At 62.6% G+C, this 15,201-nt stretch carries 13 protein-coding genes; 8 read left to right on the top strand and 5 right to left on the bottom strand.

The features are described 5' to 3' along the window. Positions 1–65 precede the first annotated feature (65 nt). A complete protein-coding gene (gene purD / locus NKI24_RS23620; RefSeq protein ID WP_352748795.1) occupies positions 66–1,343 on the top strand; it encodes a phosphoribosylamine--glycine ligase in 1,278 nt (425 codons plus the stop codon). 20 nt (positions 1,344–1,363) lie between these two features. Here purD and NKI24_RS23615 read toward each other — a convergent pair whose 3' ends face one another. Beyond that, positions 1,364–2,464 (bottom strand): glycoside hydrolase family 25 protein, encoded by a 1,101-nt coding sequence (locus tag NKI24_RS23615; protein ID WP_352748840.1) that lies wholly within the window; start codon positions 2,462–2,464, stop codon positions 1,364–1,366. A 627-nt stretch (positions 2,465–3,091) separates the two neighbouring features. On the opposite strand from NKI24_RS23615, the gene NKI24_RS23605 reads away from it, so the two are divergent. After that, entirely contained in the window at positions 3,092–4,855 is a 1,764-nt protein-coding gene (locus tag NKI24_RS23605) for an acyl-CoA dehydrogenase family protein (protein ID WP_352449913.1), read from the top strand. 53 nt (positions 4,856–4,908) lie between these two features. Next, entirely contained in the window at positions 4,909–5,661 is a 753-nt protein-coding gene (locus NKI24_RS23600; protein WP_352449912.1) for a crotonase/enoyl-CoA hydratase family protein, read from the top strand. Positions 5,662–5,733: 72 nt separating this feature from the next. Here the strand turns inward: NKI24_RS23600 and NKI24_RS23595 are convergent, their stop codons facing one another. Next, positions 5,734–6,171: a hypothetical protein gene (locus NKI24_RS23595; RefSeq protein WP_352748792.1), complete on the bottom strand. Its 438-nt coding sequence runs from the start codon at positions 6,169–6,171 to the stop codon at positions 5,734–5,736. 251 nt (positions 6,172–6,422) lie between these two features. Beyond that, entirely contained in the window at positions 6,423–7,040 is a 618-nt protein-coding gene (gene pdxH, locus NKI24_RS23590) for a pyridoxamine 5'-phosphate oxidase (protein WP_352449910.1), read from the bottom strand. 39 nt (positions 7,041–7,079) lie between these two features. Between pdxH and NKI24_RS23585 the strand changes: the two genes are divergently transcribed. Continuing rightward, on the top strand, positions 7,080–7,541 hold the full coding sequence (locus NKI24_RS23585; protein ID WP_352449909.1) for an RT0821/Lpp0805 family surface protein: 462 nt from the start codon (positions 7,080–7,082) through the stop codon (positions 7,539–7,541). Between the two features lie 100 nt (positions 7,542–7,641). Further along, a complete protein-coding gene (locus NKI24_RS23580; RefSeq protein ID WP_352748789.1) occupies positions 7,642–8,571 on the top strand; it encodes a DnaJ C-terminal domain-containing protein in 930 nt (309 codons plus the stop codon). 76 nt (positions 8,572–8,647) lie between these two features. Here NKI24_RS23580 and NKI24_RS23575 read toward each other — a convergent pair whose 3' ends face one another. Next, positions 8,648–9,904 carry a YcaO-like family protein gene (locus tag NKI24_RS23575; protein ID WP_352748786.1) on the bottom strand — a complete coding sequence of 419 codons (1,257 nt, stop codon included), beginning with the start codon at positions 9,902–9,904 and terminating at the stop codon, positions 8,648–8,650. A 150-nt stretch (positions 9,905–10,054) separates the two neighbouring features. Here NKI24_RS23575 and NKI24_RS23570 point away from each other — a divergent pair, with 150 nt between their 5' ends. After that, positions 10,055–11,785, top strand: a complete 1,731-nt coding sequence (locus tag NKI24_RS23570) for an adenylate/guanylate cyclase domain-containing protein (protein ID WP_352748784.1) — start codon at positions 10,055–10,057, stop codon at positions 11,783–11,785. 10 nt (positions 11,786–11,795) lie between these two features. Here the strand turns inward: NKI24_RS23570 and NKI24_RS23565 are convergent, their stop codons facing one another. Further along, positions 11,796–12,374 carry a hypothetical protein gene (locus NKI24_RS23565; protein WP_352748781.1) on the bottom strand — a complete coding sequence of 193 codons (579 nt, stop codon included), beginning with the start codon at positions 12,372–12,374 and terminating at the stop codon, positions 11,796–11,798. Between the two features lie 173 nt (positions 12,375–12,547). Here NKI24_RS23565 and NKI24_RS23560 point away from each other — a divergent pair, with 173 nt between their 5' ends. Next, entirely contained in the window at positions 12,548–13,915 is a 1,368-nt protein-coding gene (locus tag NKI24_RS23560; protein ID WP_352748778.1) for a S8 family serine peptidase, read from the top strand. Next, positions 13,906–15,063, top strand: a complete 1,158-nt coding sequence (locus NKI24_RS23555) for a DUF1501 domain-containing protein (RefSeq protein WP_352748772.1) — start codon at positions 13,906–13,908, stop codon at positions 15,061–15,063. The genes NKI24_RS23560 and NKI24_RS23555 overlap by 10 nt, the downstream gene beginning before the upstream one ends. Positions 15,064–15,201 lie beyond the last annotated feature (138 nt).

Genomic DNA, 15,201 nt, shown 5'->3' with positions numbered 1-15,201 from the left:
GTCTTGACCCGTCGCGCGCGGCGCAATAGCGCAGTCCTGGTCGTGAAATGGCAAGGAATCTGGGCATGCGTGTTTTGCTGATCGGCTCCGGCGGACGAGAGCATGCGCTTGCTTGGAAGATCGCGGCGTCGCCGCTGCTGACCAAACTCTACGCGGTGCCCGGCAATCCGGGCATCGGCCGCGAAGCCGAGCTGGTGAGGCTCGATATTGCGGATCACACGGCGGTGGCCCGGTTTTGCCTCGAGAATGAAATAGGCCTCGTCGTGGTCGGGCCGGAAGGGCCGCTGGTCGCCGGCATTGCCGACGACCTGCGCGCCGAGGGCATCCGCGTCTTCGGACCGTCAAAGGCAGCGGCACGGCTGGAAGGCTCGAAAGGTTTCACCAAGGACCTCTGCGCCAAATACGGCATCCCGACGGCCGCCTATGGCCGCTTTGGCGATCTGGCTTCGGCCAGGGCCTATGTCGAGAAGACGGGTGCGCCGATCGTCATCAAGGCCGACGGCCTCGCTGCCGGCAAGGGCGTCACCGTCGCCATGACGCTTGACGAGGCGCTGGCCGCGCTCGACGCCTGTTTTGACGGCTCCTTCGGCCAGGCCGGCGCGGAAGTGGTGGTCGAGGAGTTTCTCGTCGGTGAAGAAGCAAGTTTCTTCTGCCTGTGCGACGGCACCACCGCGCTGCCCTTCGGCACCGCGCAGGACCATAAGCGCCTCAGTGACGGCGACACCGGCCCGAACACCGGCGGCATGGGCGCCTATTCGCCGGCCCCGGTGATGACGCCGGAGATGATCGACCGGACCATGCGCGAGATCGTCGCGCCTACCATGCGCGGCATGGCTGAAACAGGCGCGCCGTTTTCCGGCGTGCTGTTTGCCGGGCTGATGATCACTGACAAGGGGCCGAAGCTGATCGAATACAACACCCGTTTCGGCGACCCGGAATGCCAGGTGCTGATGATGCGGCTGAAGGACGATCTGCTCGTCCTGCTCAACGCAGCCGCCGACGGCCAGCTGGCGCACACCTCGGTGCGCTGGCGCGACGAGGCGGCGCTCACCGTGGTGATGGCAGCCAGGGGCTATCCCGGCACGCCGGAAAAGGGCTCGGTCATCCGCGGCGTCGAGGCGGCGGCGGGTGAGGGCGTCGAGATATTTCATGCCGGCACCGCCATAAACGGCGGCGCACTCGTCGCCAATGGCGGTCGCGTGCTCAACATCACGGCGACCGGCCGCACGGTCGGCGAGGCGCAGAAGAAGGCTTACGCCGCGCTCGACCGGATCGACTGGCCGCAAGGCTTTTGCCGCCGCGACATTGGCTGGCTGGCGGTGGCGCGCGAGCAGGCGAACTGATGCTCGGGCGGCCTTCGGTCTCAGCGCAAGCCGTGGTCGAATTCGGTCGAGACGCTGCTGACCGCATCGGCGGTGGAGACAAATCCTGGCACCGATGCCGCACGCTTTTCGTTTCGCGTCCAGGCGACATATTCGGCAATCCCGCGCAGAAGGCCCGGCACCGCCTTCGCCGCAGGTATTTGAAAGCCGCTGCTGAACCTGGCCAGGCGAGCCCTGAATACCGCGACCATCTCCTCGAAGCTTGCTGGCGTCACGCTAGCGTAAGTGATGGTGCCGCCGGCGAGCCCGGCTTCGCGTGAGAGCGGCACCGGTATGGAGGCGAGGTAATCCGGCTGCACGTCGATCAGGCCGCCGAACGGCCACTGCGCGCGCAATTCCGTGGCGTTCATCGGCGCGACGCTGACGTCGATATCGTTGGGTGTGCCCGCGACCCTGTAAGGGCAGCGGAACCGGCCGCAATTTGCTCGCGCCGAAAACTGCCAGAGCGCATAACCCTGCCAGTTGCCCATCGGAAAATGCACGCCGATGTCTGGCTTGTAGCGCGCATACCACAGCGGCAGCCGGGACAGGAGCGGGTATTTATACTTGTTGTCGGCGATATGCCTGGCTGTCGTGCCGTTGGTGTAGAGCACCGGAAAGCGGCCAACCCGACGATGCACATGGCGCACAAATTCTTCGGCGTCGTCCAGCGACATCCACTGCGTCGGGTCGTCGTCCTCGATGTCGAGGGCAAGCAGGTCGTCCGGCCCGGGTTCGGCGAACTCGATGAAATTATTGGCCTGTCCCACGGGGTTGCCGGGGCGGGCGAGATGATAGGCACCCCATTTCAGGCCCAGCGCCTTGGCCACCACCTTGCGCGTCTGGAACAGTTCCTGTGCCATCGCATGGCGCTTCCAAAGCGTCTTGCACAGCCGCGTCTCGGTCTCGTCGCCGAAACAGAAATATGGTGGCGGCATTCCGTCGGATGCCTTGTTGATGAAGCCGACAAGACGCTTGTCGGCGGCTAGCCGGGTCCAGTCGATGGAATTGTATTCGTAGGCGTCGACGACCAGCGCCCGGTCGGCATCCTTCCAAGGTTCGGAGAAATCCGAGGCCTTTGCCGGCGTCAGCGCCAGGGTCATCGCGGCCGCGACAACGAGAAGTGCTGAGCGGACAAGGGGGCGCGCCGGCGTTTTCAAACAGCAGATCCTTGCTGGCCAAAGCCAAATCCTGAACCGCCATGGTTAAGGAAATGCTTTCGATCGCGGCCCGCGCATGCCACGGCTCGGTCAGCTTCTCCGTCGATGGTCTTGATGGTTGTCACTGGCGAGAGGGGATATGAAACGGGTCGAGCGCCGGCACTTGCAACAGCGTTCCCTCGGCCTCGCGTTTGCGATGAGGGGTCAGCGAACATGGTGGTGAGCACAATATGCCGCGATCCGACCAATAGGCTGCACCGTTCTCGACCTTACCTTCATGATAGCAAAAACCGGCCGTCCGCCAGAGCAGGCGCATTCGCTACAGCGATAGGTGTCAGGTCGTGCGAGCACGAGGCAATCCTATTTCGGTGTTCTGCTCTCTCTTGCCGAATTTAGCCTGCGTCGTGGCAATTGCAAAATCCGCGTGACAAAGTTTGACGTTTACGTAAAAAGAAGATGGACAGGGAACTCCGAAAGCAGATGATTTTGCATCGGCACAGGTCTTAAGTAGACCTGCCAGACTGGGGAGGGCCAGACTGGGGAGGGCCGGACTGAGGAGGAGCGAGCGCCATGTATCGGGCACCGGTTGAGGAGATCGCCTTCACCCTGAAGCATGTCGCCGGCTTGAAGCCGGCGCTCGATGCCGGCACTTTTGGCGAACTCGGTGAGGACCTCGTCGACGCCATTCTGGCCGAGGCGGGCCGCTTCGCCAGCGAGGAGGTGGCGCCGCTCTACACGATCGGCGACCAGCACGGCGCGGTGCTCGACGGTGCTGCCGTCACTACCCCGCCCGGCTGGAAGGAACTTTATCGCCGCTGGATCGGCGGCGGCTGGAATGCGCTGTCCGCGCCTGAAGCGTATGGCGGCCAGGCGCTGCCGGCCATGCTCGGCGTCGCCGCGCTCGAAATGTGGAACTCCGCCTCGATGGCGTTCGGCATCGCCCCGACGCTGACCATGGCCGCGGTCGAAGCACTCGACAAGCACGGCTCGCAGGCGCTCAGGGCCAGATACCTGGAAAAGCTGGTCTCCGGCGAATGGATGGGCACCATGAACCTGACTGAGCCGCAGGCAGGCTCGGACTTGAATGCCTTGCGAACCCGCGCCGAGCCGGCCGGCGACGGCACCTACCGCATCTTCGGGCAAAAGATATTCATCACCTATGGCGAGCACGATTTCACCGACAACATCATCCATCTGGTGCTGGCGCGGCTGCCGGACGCGCCGGCCGGCACGCGCGGCCTGTCGTTGTTCCTGGTGCCGAAATTCCTCGTCGGCGACGATGGCGCGCTGGGCGCACGCAACGACGTCTTCTGCTCCGGGCTGGAGCACAAATTGGGCATCCACGCTTCGCCGACCTGCACGATGATTTATGGCGATGGCTTCGAAGGCAGCAGGCCCGGCGCGATCGGCTGGCTGGTTGGCGAGGAGAACAAGGGCCTCGCCTGCATGTTCACCATGATGAACAATGCGCGCCTTGCCGTCGGCATGCAGGGCGTCGCGGTCGCCGAGGCGGCGACGCAGAAGGCGCTCGCCTATGCAAACGACCGCCGGCAAGGCAAAGCGGCGAGCTATCGCGGTGCCGGCATGGCGCCGATCGTGCATCACCCCGACATCCAGCGCAGTCTTCTGACCATGAAGGCGCTGACCCAGATTGCCCGTGCCATCTGCTATTCCTGCGCCCACGCCATCGATCTTGCGTCGCAGAGCGAAGATGCAAAGCACTGGCAGGAACGCGCCAATCTGTTGACGCCGCTGGCCAAGGCCTTTTCGACCGACGTCGGTGTCGAGGTCGCCTCGCTCGGGCTGCAGGTGCATGGCGGCATGGGGTTCATCGAGGAGACAGGGGCCGCAGCACTTTATCGCGACGCGCGCATCGCGCCCATTTACGAAGGCACCAATGGCATCCAGGCGATCGATCTGGTGACACGCAAGCTGCCGCTCGGCGGCGGCCGGCATGTGCATGGCTACATCGCCGAACTCAAGGCCGTCGCCGATGCGGCGCGAGCGTCGAACCTTGAAGGCTTCGGCCGCACCGCCGATCGCCTCGACCAGGCGCTCGACGAGCTCTCCCAGGCAACCCGTTTCCTGCAAGACCTGCAAGCCGAAGGCCGATCGGACGAGGCGCTGGCCGGCGCCACGCCCTATCTCAGGCTGATCTCGCTTGCCGCAGGCGGGGCCTATCTGGCGCGCGGCGCGCTTGCCGACCAAAACCGCATCGCGCTTTGCCGGTTCTTCGCCGAGAACCTGCTTGGCGAAGTGGCCGCGCTCAAAGAGCGCGTCGTCGGCGGCGCCGACAGCCTTGCAGTTGCCGGCAAGGCGCTGATCTCAGCCTGACGTTCGCACGCGCCGAAATTCACAAAGGCCCGAAATTCACAAAGGACCAATCCGTGACAGACCACATCCTCGTCGAGCGCCAGGGCGCCATCCAGATCATCCGCATCAACCGTCCGGACAAGAAGAACGCCCTGACCCGCGCCATGTACGCGACGATGTCGGCGGCTCTTGCCGGCGGCGACGCCGATCCGGCGATCCGCGTCCATGTCTTTCTCGGCGTCCCCGGTGCCTTCTCGTCCGGCAACGACCTTGCCGATTTCATGGTCGTCGCCTCGGGCGGCGAAGGCGGTTCCGAGGTCTGGGATTTCCTGATGGCGCTGGCCAAGGTGGAAAAGCCGATGGTTTCCGGCGTCGACGGCATTGCGGTCGGTATCGGCACCACGCTCAACCTGCATTGCGACCTGACCTTCGCCACGCCGCGCACACTATTCCGGACGCCCTTCGTCGATCTCGGCCTTGTGCCGGAGGCCGGTTCGAGCCTGCTCGCGCCGCAGATCCTCGGCCGCCAAGGCGCCTTCGCGCTGCTTGGCCTCGGCGAGGGCTTTTCGGCCGAGCGGGCGAAGGCCGCCGGGCTGATCTACGAGGTGGTCGAGGAAGAGGCACTCGAAGCATCGGTATTGGCGGCGGCGGGCCAGATCGCTGCCAAACCGCCGCAAGCGCTGAAGATCGCGCGCGACCTGATGCGCGGCTCGCGCGACGCCCTTGTCGAGCGCATCGGCCAGGAAAGCCAGCATTTCCGCGAGCGGCTCAAATCCGACGAGGCCCGCGCAGCCTTGACGTCCTTCATGACCAGGAAGAAGGCCTAGACCTTCTGGCCTTGTCTCGCATCGTGGACCCGCCGGCAGCAACCGGCGGGTTTTCTTGCCATGATCTCTTTGTCACATCGCCATTTTTTTACATTCGGCCTGGGCCTTTGCCGAAGACGTGTCGATCATGAATGTCTTGCCTTTGGCGTCGGTCATCAACATCATGCAATGCTTGATCGGTTTCGCCATTTTCATCATTTCGGCGCTCATCTTCGCGTCGGGCATCATGGTGCCCATATGCCCATCGGGCATGATCGCCATGACCTCCCCACCCTTCATCACCGTCATTGTCCCCATCGCATCCTCCGCAAAGGCCTGCGAAGCGAAAAGACAGGCAAGACCGGCCATCGTGACCAACCTGCGTGAATGCATTGTTTCCTCCTGAATTTGCGCCAGCGGCGCGTTGAGCCCTTTCCTGGTTCGTTCCGGCAAGCTGGAACGTTTCACGCACACGAGATCGTGATAGTGGGAATTGGAAATCCGGCAGAAGCGGCCCTTGGCCGCCTTCATGACCAGGAAGAAGGGCTGAAAAAATGGGCGCCGGTGCGGAAGCTGCCGATCTCCCCCTTGTGGGGGAAATGTCCGGCAGGACAGACGGGGGCGCCGTAGCGCACTACCCTTTGGGTTCAGCCTGCGAGCCACTGAGAACGGGCGCAAGGGCGCGATTTCGATTAATTGACAGATTGGCGCGAAGCGCCCCCCCCTCTGCCCTGCCGGGCATCTCCCCCACAAGGGGGAGATCGGCGCTCCACCGTCGTGCCCTACGGATAAAGCCTCACCTTGTCCCAACCGCCCTCGGCGTTGCGCGAAAACACGACACGGTCGTGCAGCCGGAACGGACGGTCGTGCCAGAACTCGATGGTCTGCGGCACGATGCGGAAGCCTGACCAGTGTTTTGGCCGCGGGATCTCGCCGATCGCATGGCGCGCCGTGTATTCGGCGACCGCCTTTTCCAGCGCGAAGCGGCTCTCCAGCGGCCGCGACTGTTTGGAGGCCCAGGCGCCGATGCGGCTGCCGCGCGGACGCGTCGCGTAATAGGCGTCGGCTTCGGCGTCGGTGACGATCTCCACCGGGCCGCGCGCTCGCACCTGCCGGCGCAGCGATTTCCAGTGGAAGCACATCGCCGCTTTCATGCTGCCAAGAATCTCACGGCCCTTGGCGCTCTCGAAGTTCGTGTAGAAGACAAAGCCGCCCTCGTCGAAGCCCTTAAGCAGCACCATACGCACATTCGGCATGCCTTCGGCATCAACGGTCGCCAGCGCCACGCTGTTGGGGTCGTTGATCTCGCTCTTCGTCGCGTCGTCGAGCCACGCCGCAAAGAGCCGGAACGGCTCCGCCGCCTCGGTAAAGTCACCGCTTGTTAACCCGGTTTCGCTCATAGTTTTCCCAAATTTGTCGCCGGCTGGGGAGATTGCCGATTGTCGCGTATCGCGCAAGCTTTTGACAGTGGGCAATGGAGCGTTATTGCTTCGGCCAGCGCCAAAGCCATGATCGTGATAATCGTCCTGCCGCTTGCCGCGTGTGGCGGCGGCGGCTTCAGCCTGGAGCAGGCGGAGGTCGACCGTTCGGTGCTGACATCGAGCACGCCGGCCTCAGTCACGCCGCTCGATCAGGACCGCGCCTCCGATCAGGCCACGATCCGCAACGCCGTGTCCTCCGCCGACGTCGAGCAACTGGCTGGGCAGGCCGTTCCCTGGGCGAATGCCGACACCGGCTCGCGCGGCTCCATCACCGAGCTTGCGGAATTCAGGGCTAACGGCGAGACATGTCGTCGCTTCACCGCATCGCGCGAAAGCTTCGACGGCGTCGCGCTGTTCAAAGGCGAAATATGCCTGGCCGGCGGCAGCGCCTGGCGAATGCAGGACTTCAAGGCGCTCTGATTTTCCGCCGGCGATATGGTGGTAAGCCACTGGAATTTCTTCCTATGCAAGCGCATATAGGAGGCGATCATGGAACCACTCCTTCCCCAGGGCAGTAAGCATGCGCGACCCCTATGAGGTGCTGGGCGTTGCCAAGAACGCATCGGCCAAGGACATAAAATCCGCATACCGGAAGCTCGCCAAGAAGTATCATCCGGACCAGAATCCGGATGATCCCAAGGCGAAGGACCGTTTTGCCGCCGCCAACCAGGCTTACGAGATCGTCGGCGACGAGAAGAACCGGGCGGCATTCGATCGCGGCGAGATCGACGCCGATGGCAAACAGCGTTTCCAAGGTTTCGAAGGCGCGGCTGGCGGCGCCGATCCTTTCGCCGGTTTCCGCCGGCAGCAAGGGCCGGGCGGCGCGCATTTCGAATTCCGCACGGGCCGTCCCGGCGGCGATCCTTTCGACGGCAACAGCGACATCTTCAGCCAGATCTTCGGCGATGCTTTCAGCCAGCAGCACGGTGCCGGCACCGGCGGCCGCCGTCAGGCCCCGACCGCCGCCGATCTCAACGTGACGCTGGACGTCACCATCGAGGAAGCCGCCACCGCCGAGAAGGTGACGGCGATGTTCCCGGACGGCCGCAAGATGGCGGTCAAGTTGCCGGCCTATGTCGAGGACGGCCAGACCATCCGGTTGAAAGGCCAGGGTGAGCAAGGACCGGGGCAGCCGGGCGATGCACTGGTTAAAATCCGTTTCCGCCGGCACCCGCGCTACCGCGTCGAGGGCCGCGACCTGCATGTCGACCTGCCGGTGGAACTGGCCGATGCGGTGCATGGCGCCAAGGTGGCAGTCGAAACCCCGACCGGCAGGATTGCGGTCAACGTCCCCCCTTGGTCGAGCTCGGACAAGGTTCTGCGGCTGAAGGGCAGGGGCCTGCCGGAAAAGGCCGGCGGTCACGGCGACCTCTACGCGCACGTGCGGCTGATGCTGCCGGAAGGCGGCGACGCCGAGCTAGAGGCGCTGATGCGCCGGCGAAAGCGCTGACGGTCGAAAAGGCTGGCGCTTGATACCGTGTGTGAAAAGCGTGCCTTCCGCGGTGGGCATGCCCGCGACCATACGATCACAATGGAAAGGGAACCTCGTGGATGGCCTGGGAAACTGATGGCCTCAAACCTAGGCGCACAGGGACATCATAGAGCCTGCCGCCGCCCAACCGGGGCTTGGTAGGACGAAGTCCAGGTACAAACACTCGTGCAACAGGCGATTCGGCGTTGTGCGTCAGGTTGACCGCAAAGATCTCAAGTTCGTGCTCGCGGCAGATGTCGAGGCAATAGTTCCAATCCAGTCGCAACTCGGCCGAAGAGGCCTGAATTGCTGAATTGCCAGACAGGTGAGGAAGGCGATGAATGTTCTCGTCCATGTGCCACCGATAGAGGTGCAGCGCGCCGGGGGTGAAGGCCGCCGTGCCGGACGTATCGGCGTTCCGTTTGAGCAGGGTTAGGTTCGCCTCACATTCTGCAAGTTCCCCCACCGCGCGCCGGGCCGCCTCCGACATGGATCGTCCGGCCGCGAATCCGAACGCAATCGCGCCACCCCCGACGTGATGAGAAATTGCAGCGACAATGGGGATGGGCAGGTCAAGCGTCAGGAGCAGAAGCCGCAATTCGCGGTTCTGCGTCAGCAGCCAATCGGCGTATTGGGATGCCAGTCCATCCGACAGCGAAGTCAGGTCTATCCGAGGCAGAACCAGCCGATTGTACCACCATATGGCCGTTGCATCGCGCTCCACGACTTCGCAGAAGCCGCGCACGACCGCGTCCTCCATGCTCGATCCCCTCGCAAGACCATTGGAGTCAGCCGGGGGCAGACCTGATGACTCATCGTTGGGATACCCGAGAAAGCACAATCCCGCAGGCACCCAGGCCTCGCTCGTGCTGAAGCGCGGATCACTCCGGATCCAGTCCAGCGGCTGCGACCTGCGCCAGCGGATCGGGACCGCGCGGCTATCATCGACGTTTTTGTTCCAATGCAGCCGCTCGCAATACTGCGCGTCACTGAAAAGTGTGAGTGCAGGCGGCTCGATCACGCGCCCGCGCAATTCGCCGGCGCGGGCGCGTGACAGTCGCTCATGAGGGATCATCTGGGCGAAATAGGTTTCATCGGCCTCATACACGCAGGCGGTTGCCGCCTCCTGCGTGCTGTTGCCCCACCCTGACACAAAACGAGAAGGTCTGGCCCCTCGTACGGGACCGACCGCGACCGTGATCGGGCATCCGAGCGTGGGATCGGTGATCACGATGGGGCCGTAAACCAGGCTTGACCCGCCGGCACCTGCCTCGGCCGCCTGCCGCTCCGGCCTTATGGACCCTTCACCCAAGCACGGCCCTCACTGTTCAATCCTCTACATTATCGGCACCAATTGCTCATTCGCACGCTGACACGCACTGGAGTATGATGCAAACTCCTGCGAGACGCTTTGATATCGTCAAGCCACCGTCGAACATAATATAACCCGCCGAGGGAGAGAATGAACGCGGGCGACAGCAATCTTCAGCGACGTCTGACGGCTATCCTGGCTGCTGACATGGTCGGTTACTCGTCGCTGATGGCCCGGGACGAGGAGCGCACCTTCGCGCTCGTCAAGCATCTCATGCAGGACGAAATAGAGCCTAGGATCACGCAGCACCGGGGACGGGTTGTGCGAACGACCGGAGACGGGATGCTCGCCGAGTTCCCAAGCGCTTTCGAAGCCGTGCAGTCAGCAGTGGAAGTCCAGGAACTGCTTGTCGGCCAGTCTTCGGCGAAAGCCAGCCAGGAAATTTTTCTCCGGATTGGGATCAACTTCGGTGATATCATTGTCGATACCGATGGCGATGTGTTTGGAGATACCGTCAACATAGCCGCGCGCCTGGAACAGTTCGCCAGTCCGGGCGGAATCTGCCTTTCCGGAAAGGTGCACGACGAAGTTCGCGACAAAATTCATCTTCCGTTTGAGTTTTGCGGCGAACAGCATCTCAAGAACATTCCACGCCCGATTCCCGTATACTCGTTGTTCCACAAGCCTAAAGGGCTGCCGCCTGCATCGACTGCACAGTTGGCTGGTCCGAGCAAGCCCTCCATCCTCGTTCGCCCGTTCAAGAGCGCGGGCGACGTCCAACCCTATTTCAGTGGCGGCTTCACCGAAGACTTCGTCACGGAACTGACGCGCTTTACTCAGCTTACGGTTGCGTCTCATTACACGTCGACGCGGCTCGAGGATGTGGACCTGGTGGCGGATAGTGGCGTGGATTTCGTCATTGAAGGCGGCATCCGCCGCATGGGCCGGCGAATGCGCATTACATGCGAACTGGTCGACGCCACCTCGGGTGAGTGCTTATGGGCCGAGCGCTACGACGGGGACGAGCAGGACATCTTCGATGTCCAGGACGAACTGATCGGGAAGATCGTCGGGACCGTTATCGGCCGTCTTACGGCCGCAGGCGCCGAGAAGGCGCGGCGTAAACCACCTGCCAATCTCGCGGCCTATGAGTGCGTGCTCCGGGGCAATGCCCTGCCCCTGGGCGACATCGCGGCCGAAATGGAGGCTCGACAGTGGTATCAGCGAGCGATCGAGCTCGATCCATCCTACGGGCGCGCGTACGCCAAGCTCGCCCACTATAAACAGCTTGAATGGTTTCGCGACATGGGGCCGTCGGATGCGGTGCTTGCCGAGGCTTATGACATCGCAAAAAAAGCGGTGGCGCTTTCCCCCAATGATCCAGTCTGCCTGAACATACTGGGCTGGGTGCTCCTCCACCGTCGTGATTTCGACGTCGCATCTCAGCTATACGCACGCGCGCTCGAACTCAATCCGCACGATCCCGAGCAGGTCTCCTATCAAGGGACTTATCAAACATTTGCCGGCGAGCCCCAAAGTGCCTTGGACTGGTTCGAACGGGCGCGAGTGCTCGATCCCCTGTACGAGCCTTCATGGTATTGGCCGTTCCGCGGTCTTGCCCATTTCATTGCCCACCGTCCGGATAAGGCAGTTGTCGATCTGGGCCGCTCGTCCACCATGCCGACCTGGGTTAAGGTCTATCTGGCCGCAGCGAACGCCCTACTTGGCCGAAGCCAAGAGGCGAAGAGCTACACGTTGCTGGTTCTGCGTGGCGCACCGGAGTTCTCCCGGCGGCGGTTCGCCGCCAAGGAACCTTACAAGCTGGACGGAGACCGCAACACGCTGCTCAACGGCATGCGGGAAGCGGGATTGCCCGAGTAGGGACTGGCGACTATCTGCAGCCAAAGAGCACGGCCGTGGCGAGCTCGTCATGGTAGTGCCTGCCCTGGGCGTATTTGTGATAGTCGTGGAGATAATCGATCAGATCGCCGCGGGTCAGGACCCCCCTCGGCACCTGGGGCACCACCACGTTGATCAAGTTCGGTTCGTCCACGTGAACTTCGACAGACACTCCCGTTTCCACGATGTCTTCCAGCACCAATTTGAGATCACGCTTCAGGTCCGCATACGCGGCAGCATTCGGGATCGCGTCGCCCCCGTCGAGAGGGTCATCCTCGTATTTTATGGGCTGACCATTCAGATCTTCTATCGTCAGCGTCTGCGAATGTGGCGCTGTTCCGGCGGCGGCGGTCCGGACCCTGATGTTGCCGATGGCACGGCCTGCTTCCGGCCGAAGTCTGATAGTATCACCGACGGCGAAAATCTGCCGATCAATGGTAATTGTTAGGGGATCTGTTGAATCCATGGACAAGATACGTGACGAGGCCGGCAAAAGCTTGAGCCAGGCCCCTACGATCGCTGCGCCGATCTCTTGGACTTGCCGACCTGGCTTCAATTCTGCCCTGGGCATCGCCGAGGCTCCCCTCCGAGGTCAATGCAAATAGCCTAAACGCATTTTGCATCTGTCGCAAGCAATGCGCAGGCGGCATGCTCGCATCGACTCGATGTTTTCATGGACAGAAAGCCGTATTGGGAGCATTCTGATCCTCGCGGTATCAGTAACGACAGCCGGAGGGTGTACGAATGATACTTGCTCAACTTCGTGTGCTGTTGCTCGGCTGTCTCCTCGCCGTTGTCGGAACAGCGAGACCGGAAGCGTCAGGCGAGGAGGGCTTCACCGACAGCGGTGACATCGAAAAGACTTTCATCGTCGACATCGCCAGGGCGGCGGAGTTACGCAAGGATATCGGCGCGCTAAACAAGTTCATCGCAGGCAAGGGCAAGCTGGACGCGGTGGACATGCCGGATATCGGTATCAGCATCGTGACGGGGACCTTTTCCGAGAGCGAGATCGAAGAGCTGCGCTCCAGGGGATATGAGGAGCCGGATCCTTTCGTGGTGAACCTGTTCGATGGTGCCACCTGCGAGGGGCCGGAACTCCTGGGCATCTCGCCGACTGCGGATGTTGTCCCTCCCAGCGTCTGCAGGGTCGTCGGGTCACCACAGCCGGTGGCTTCAGGATCGCCCACCGTATGGATCATCGACAGCGGAGTGGATTGGAGCGTTGTCACCGCCGGGCTCCTCAAGGTTCAGGAAGCCATCGATTGCACGAGCAGCCCATGCCAGACCGTGTCGAGCCTCGACGACACAGTAGGGCACGGGACGATGGTGGCAGCAGTTATCGGCGGAAAGCGTGTCAAGCAGGGCGACCAGTATATAGGTCTGGTTGGTGTCAGCCCCGACGCCCCGCTCAAGATCGTAAAGGCCTTCAGTAAGCTGAAGACCGAAATTTTCGGCCCGCCTCTTCTCGCGCTTCGCCATGTTCGGGACAACGCGGTCGCTGGGGATATTCTGAACTTGAGTTGGGGTGCATTATATCTGGAGAGCACCAGACGCGGAAGCACGTTGCAAGATCTTAAATTTCTCGACGCCCTTCTTTATCAGATCGCCGACCGTCAGGTGCGCGTTGTGGTAGCTGCGGGCAACCCCCGGGAAGACGAAGAGGGCCCTTGGGTACAGTCTTATTTCCCGGCCAATGCGGCGACTTATTTTTCGCCTGTGACGACAGGAAACAAGGTGGGAGCGATATACAGCGCTTCGGCTTCCAACAGCGAATATATTCAGGTGGCAACTCCTGGGAAATGCCAAGGCATCAGCAACGCCTGGTGCGACACGCTATGGCGCGGGGGGGCGTTCGGCGCGTCCTATGCCGAACCGGGCGTCAATGTCCTGTCACTGTGGAAGAGCCGAAAGAACGGCAAGCTCCGGAGGAACATCTGTTCGGGCACATCTTTCGCAGCCCCGGCACTTGCCGGCCTTTTGGTTCGCAACGCGCAGCCGACTAACAAGGCTCTGACAACGGGAAGTCTTAGCCCGAATACGGATCTGCTAGGGTATATGACCGCGGGTACGCCGGTGAACCCAAGTTCGGACGAGCCTAAATGCAACTGACCCGAAGGGCAGCGCTGCAAGGTTTGGTCTTGGCGTCCGCGTTCGGTAGCGTGCGTCTGGCCGGTGCCTCGCTTGTGGACGAAGATCCTCGCCTTCTGCTCGTCCACGTGCGTGGCGGACTAGATGCACTAGCTGCTGTGCCGCCCTACGGCGATCCGCATTTTGCCTCGGTGCGCGGGCCCCTCGTGCCTTTCCCGAACTCTGGCGTCGCCGAGATGCTCAAGCTCGACGGGCTCTTCGCGCTTCATCCGGCGCTCGGGTCTCTCCTGCCCCACTACTCGTGCGGCGAGTTGCTCATCGTGCCCGCGACCGCCATTCCGGATGCGGGCCGGTCCCACGCGGCCGCCCAGGCGGCGCTGTTCGACGGCGATATCGACGGCGGCAGCGCCGGATGGCTCGACCGGGCTTCTTCTGTACTGTCGCGCCGGCAGAAGGCGGTGTGGCGGGGCAGACCGGCCGATCGATCGATGGACATGCTGGCCCATCTTGCGCTGGCCAATCCTCGGCTCGAACTCGTCCGCCTCTACGCCGAGGGCACTTGGCCGTCCGGCGCAAAGGGCAGCGAAAGCCTGCTGGAACAACATGCCGCATGCGACGCGGCTCGCTTCGGCGACGCGGCCAGGAGCGCGGCGCTTGCCCTGTCAGCTACGGGCGGACCGCGGATCGCGATGCTCGAGGTGGCCGGCTTCGACACGCATGTGGCGCAGGGAGCGGACTTCGGAAGGCTGGCGCGGAGTTTGAATGGGCTCGCGCGGGGCCTCATTGCATTTGCCCAAGCGTCCGGGCCTGCCTGGAACAGGACGGCGGTGCTGGTGGTCACGGAGTTCGGCCGTTCCGTGGTGCCCAACACCGACGGCGGCACTGATCACGGCGTCGCGAGTGTCACCTTGTTAATGGGTGGCGCCGTTGCCGGCGGGCGAGTAGGCAATCGCTGGCCCGGTCTTGCTCGAGACCTGCTTCATGGCGGAACAGACTTGGCTGCTACGACGGACGTACGATCGATCATAAAGGGCGTGCTGACGGAACACCTGCGTCTTCCTGACCGAGCAATGGCTGAAATTTTCCCAGGCGCTGCCGGGATACCGGCGGTGCGTGGACTGTTTATCGGGAGCCGTTGTCCAGGCGGAGGTCGACTGGCTTCGATATGATCTCCAGCGCGGTTTAGCTTCTTATCCGCGTTTTCGTCGGCTACGGGACGCATCGGACTGCAATAGGCGACACCTAGTCTTAAGTGGCCGCTTCTAAGAAGCTTCCGGAATCACGGCTATTGTGAAGGGTTTCGAATG

It is taken from the genome of Mesorhizobium sp. M0701 (assembly GCF_040320365.1).
Lineage (GTDB): Bacteria > Pseudomonadota > Alphaproteobacteria > Rhizobiales > Rhizobiaceae > Mesorhizobium.
This window is presented reverse-complemented; position numbering and strand designations above follow the sequence as displayed.

Coding starts and splice junctions, on each gene's coding strand:
- NKI24_RS23560 (WP_352748778.1), top strand. CDS start 12,548: ATGATACTTGCTCAACTTCGTGTGCTGTTGCTCGGCTGTCTCCTCGCC.
- NKI24_RS23595 (WP_352748792.1), bottom strand. CDS start 6,171: ATGAAGGCGGCCAAGGGCCGCTTCTGCCGGATTTCCAATTCCCACTAT.
- NKI24_RS23555 (WP_352748772.1), top strand. CDS start 13,906: ATGCAACTGACCCGAAGGGCAGCGCTGCAAGGTTTGGTCTTGGCGTCC.
- NKI24_RS23605 (WP_352449913.1), top strand. CDS start 3,092: ATGTATCGGGCACCGGTTGAGGAGATCGCCTTCACCCTGAAGCATGTC.
- purD (WP_352748795.1), top strand. CDS start 66: ATGCGTGTTTTGCTGATCGGCTCCGGCGGACGAGAGCATGCGCTTGCT.
- NKI24_RS23615 (WP_352748840.1), bottom strand. CDS start 2,464: ATGACCCTGGCGCTGACGCCGGCAAAGGCCTCGGATTTCTCCGAACCT.
- NKI24_RS23570 (WP_352748784.1), top strand. CDS start 10,055: ATGAACGCGGGCGACAGCAATCTTCAGCGACGTCTGACGGCTATCCTG.
- NKI24_RS23565 (WP_352748781.1), bottom strand. CDS start 12,374: ATGCCCAGGGCAGAATTGAAGCCAGGTCGGCAAGTCCAAGAGATCGGC.
- NKI24_RS23580 (WP_352748789.1), top strand. CDS start 7,642: ATGCGCGACCCCTATGAGGTGCTGGGCGTTGCCAAGAACGCATCGGCC.
- pdxH (WP_352449910.1), bottom strand. CDS start 7,040: ATGAGCGAAACCGGGTTAACAAGCGGTGACTTTACCGAGGCGGCGGAG.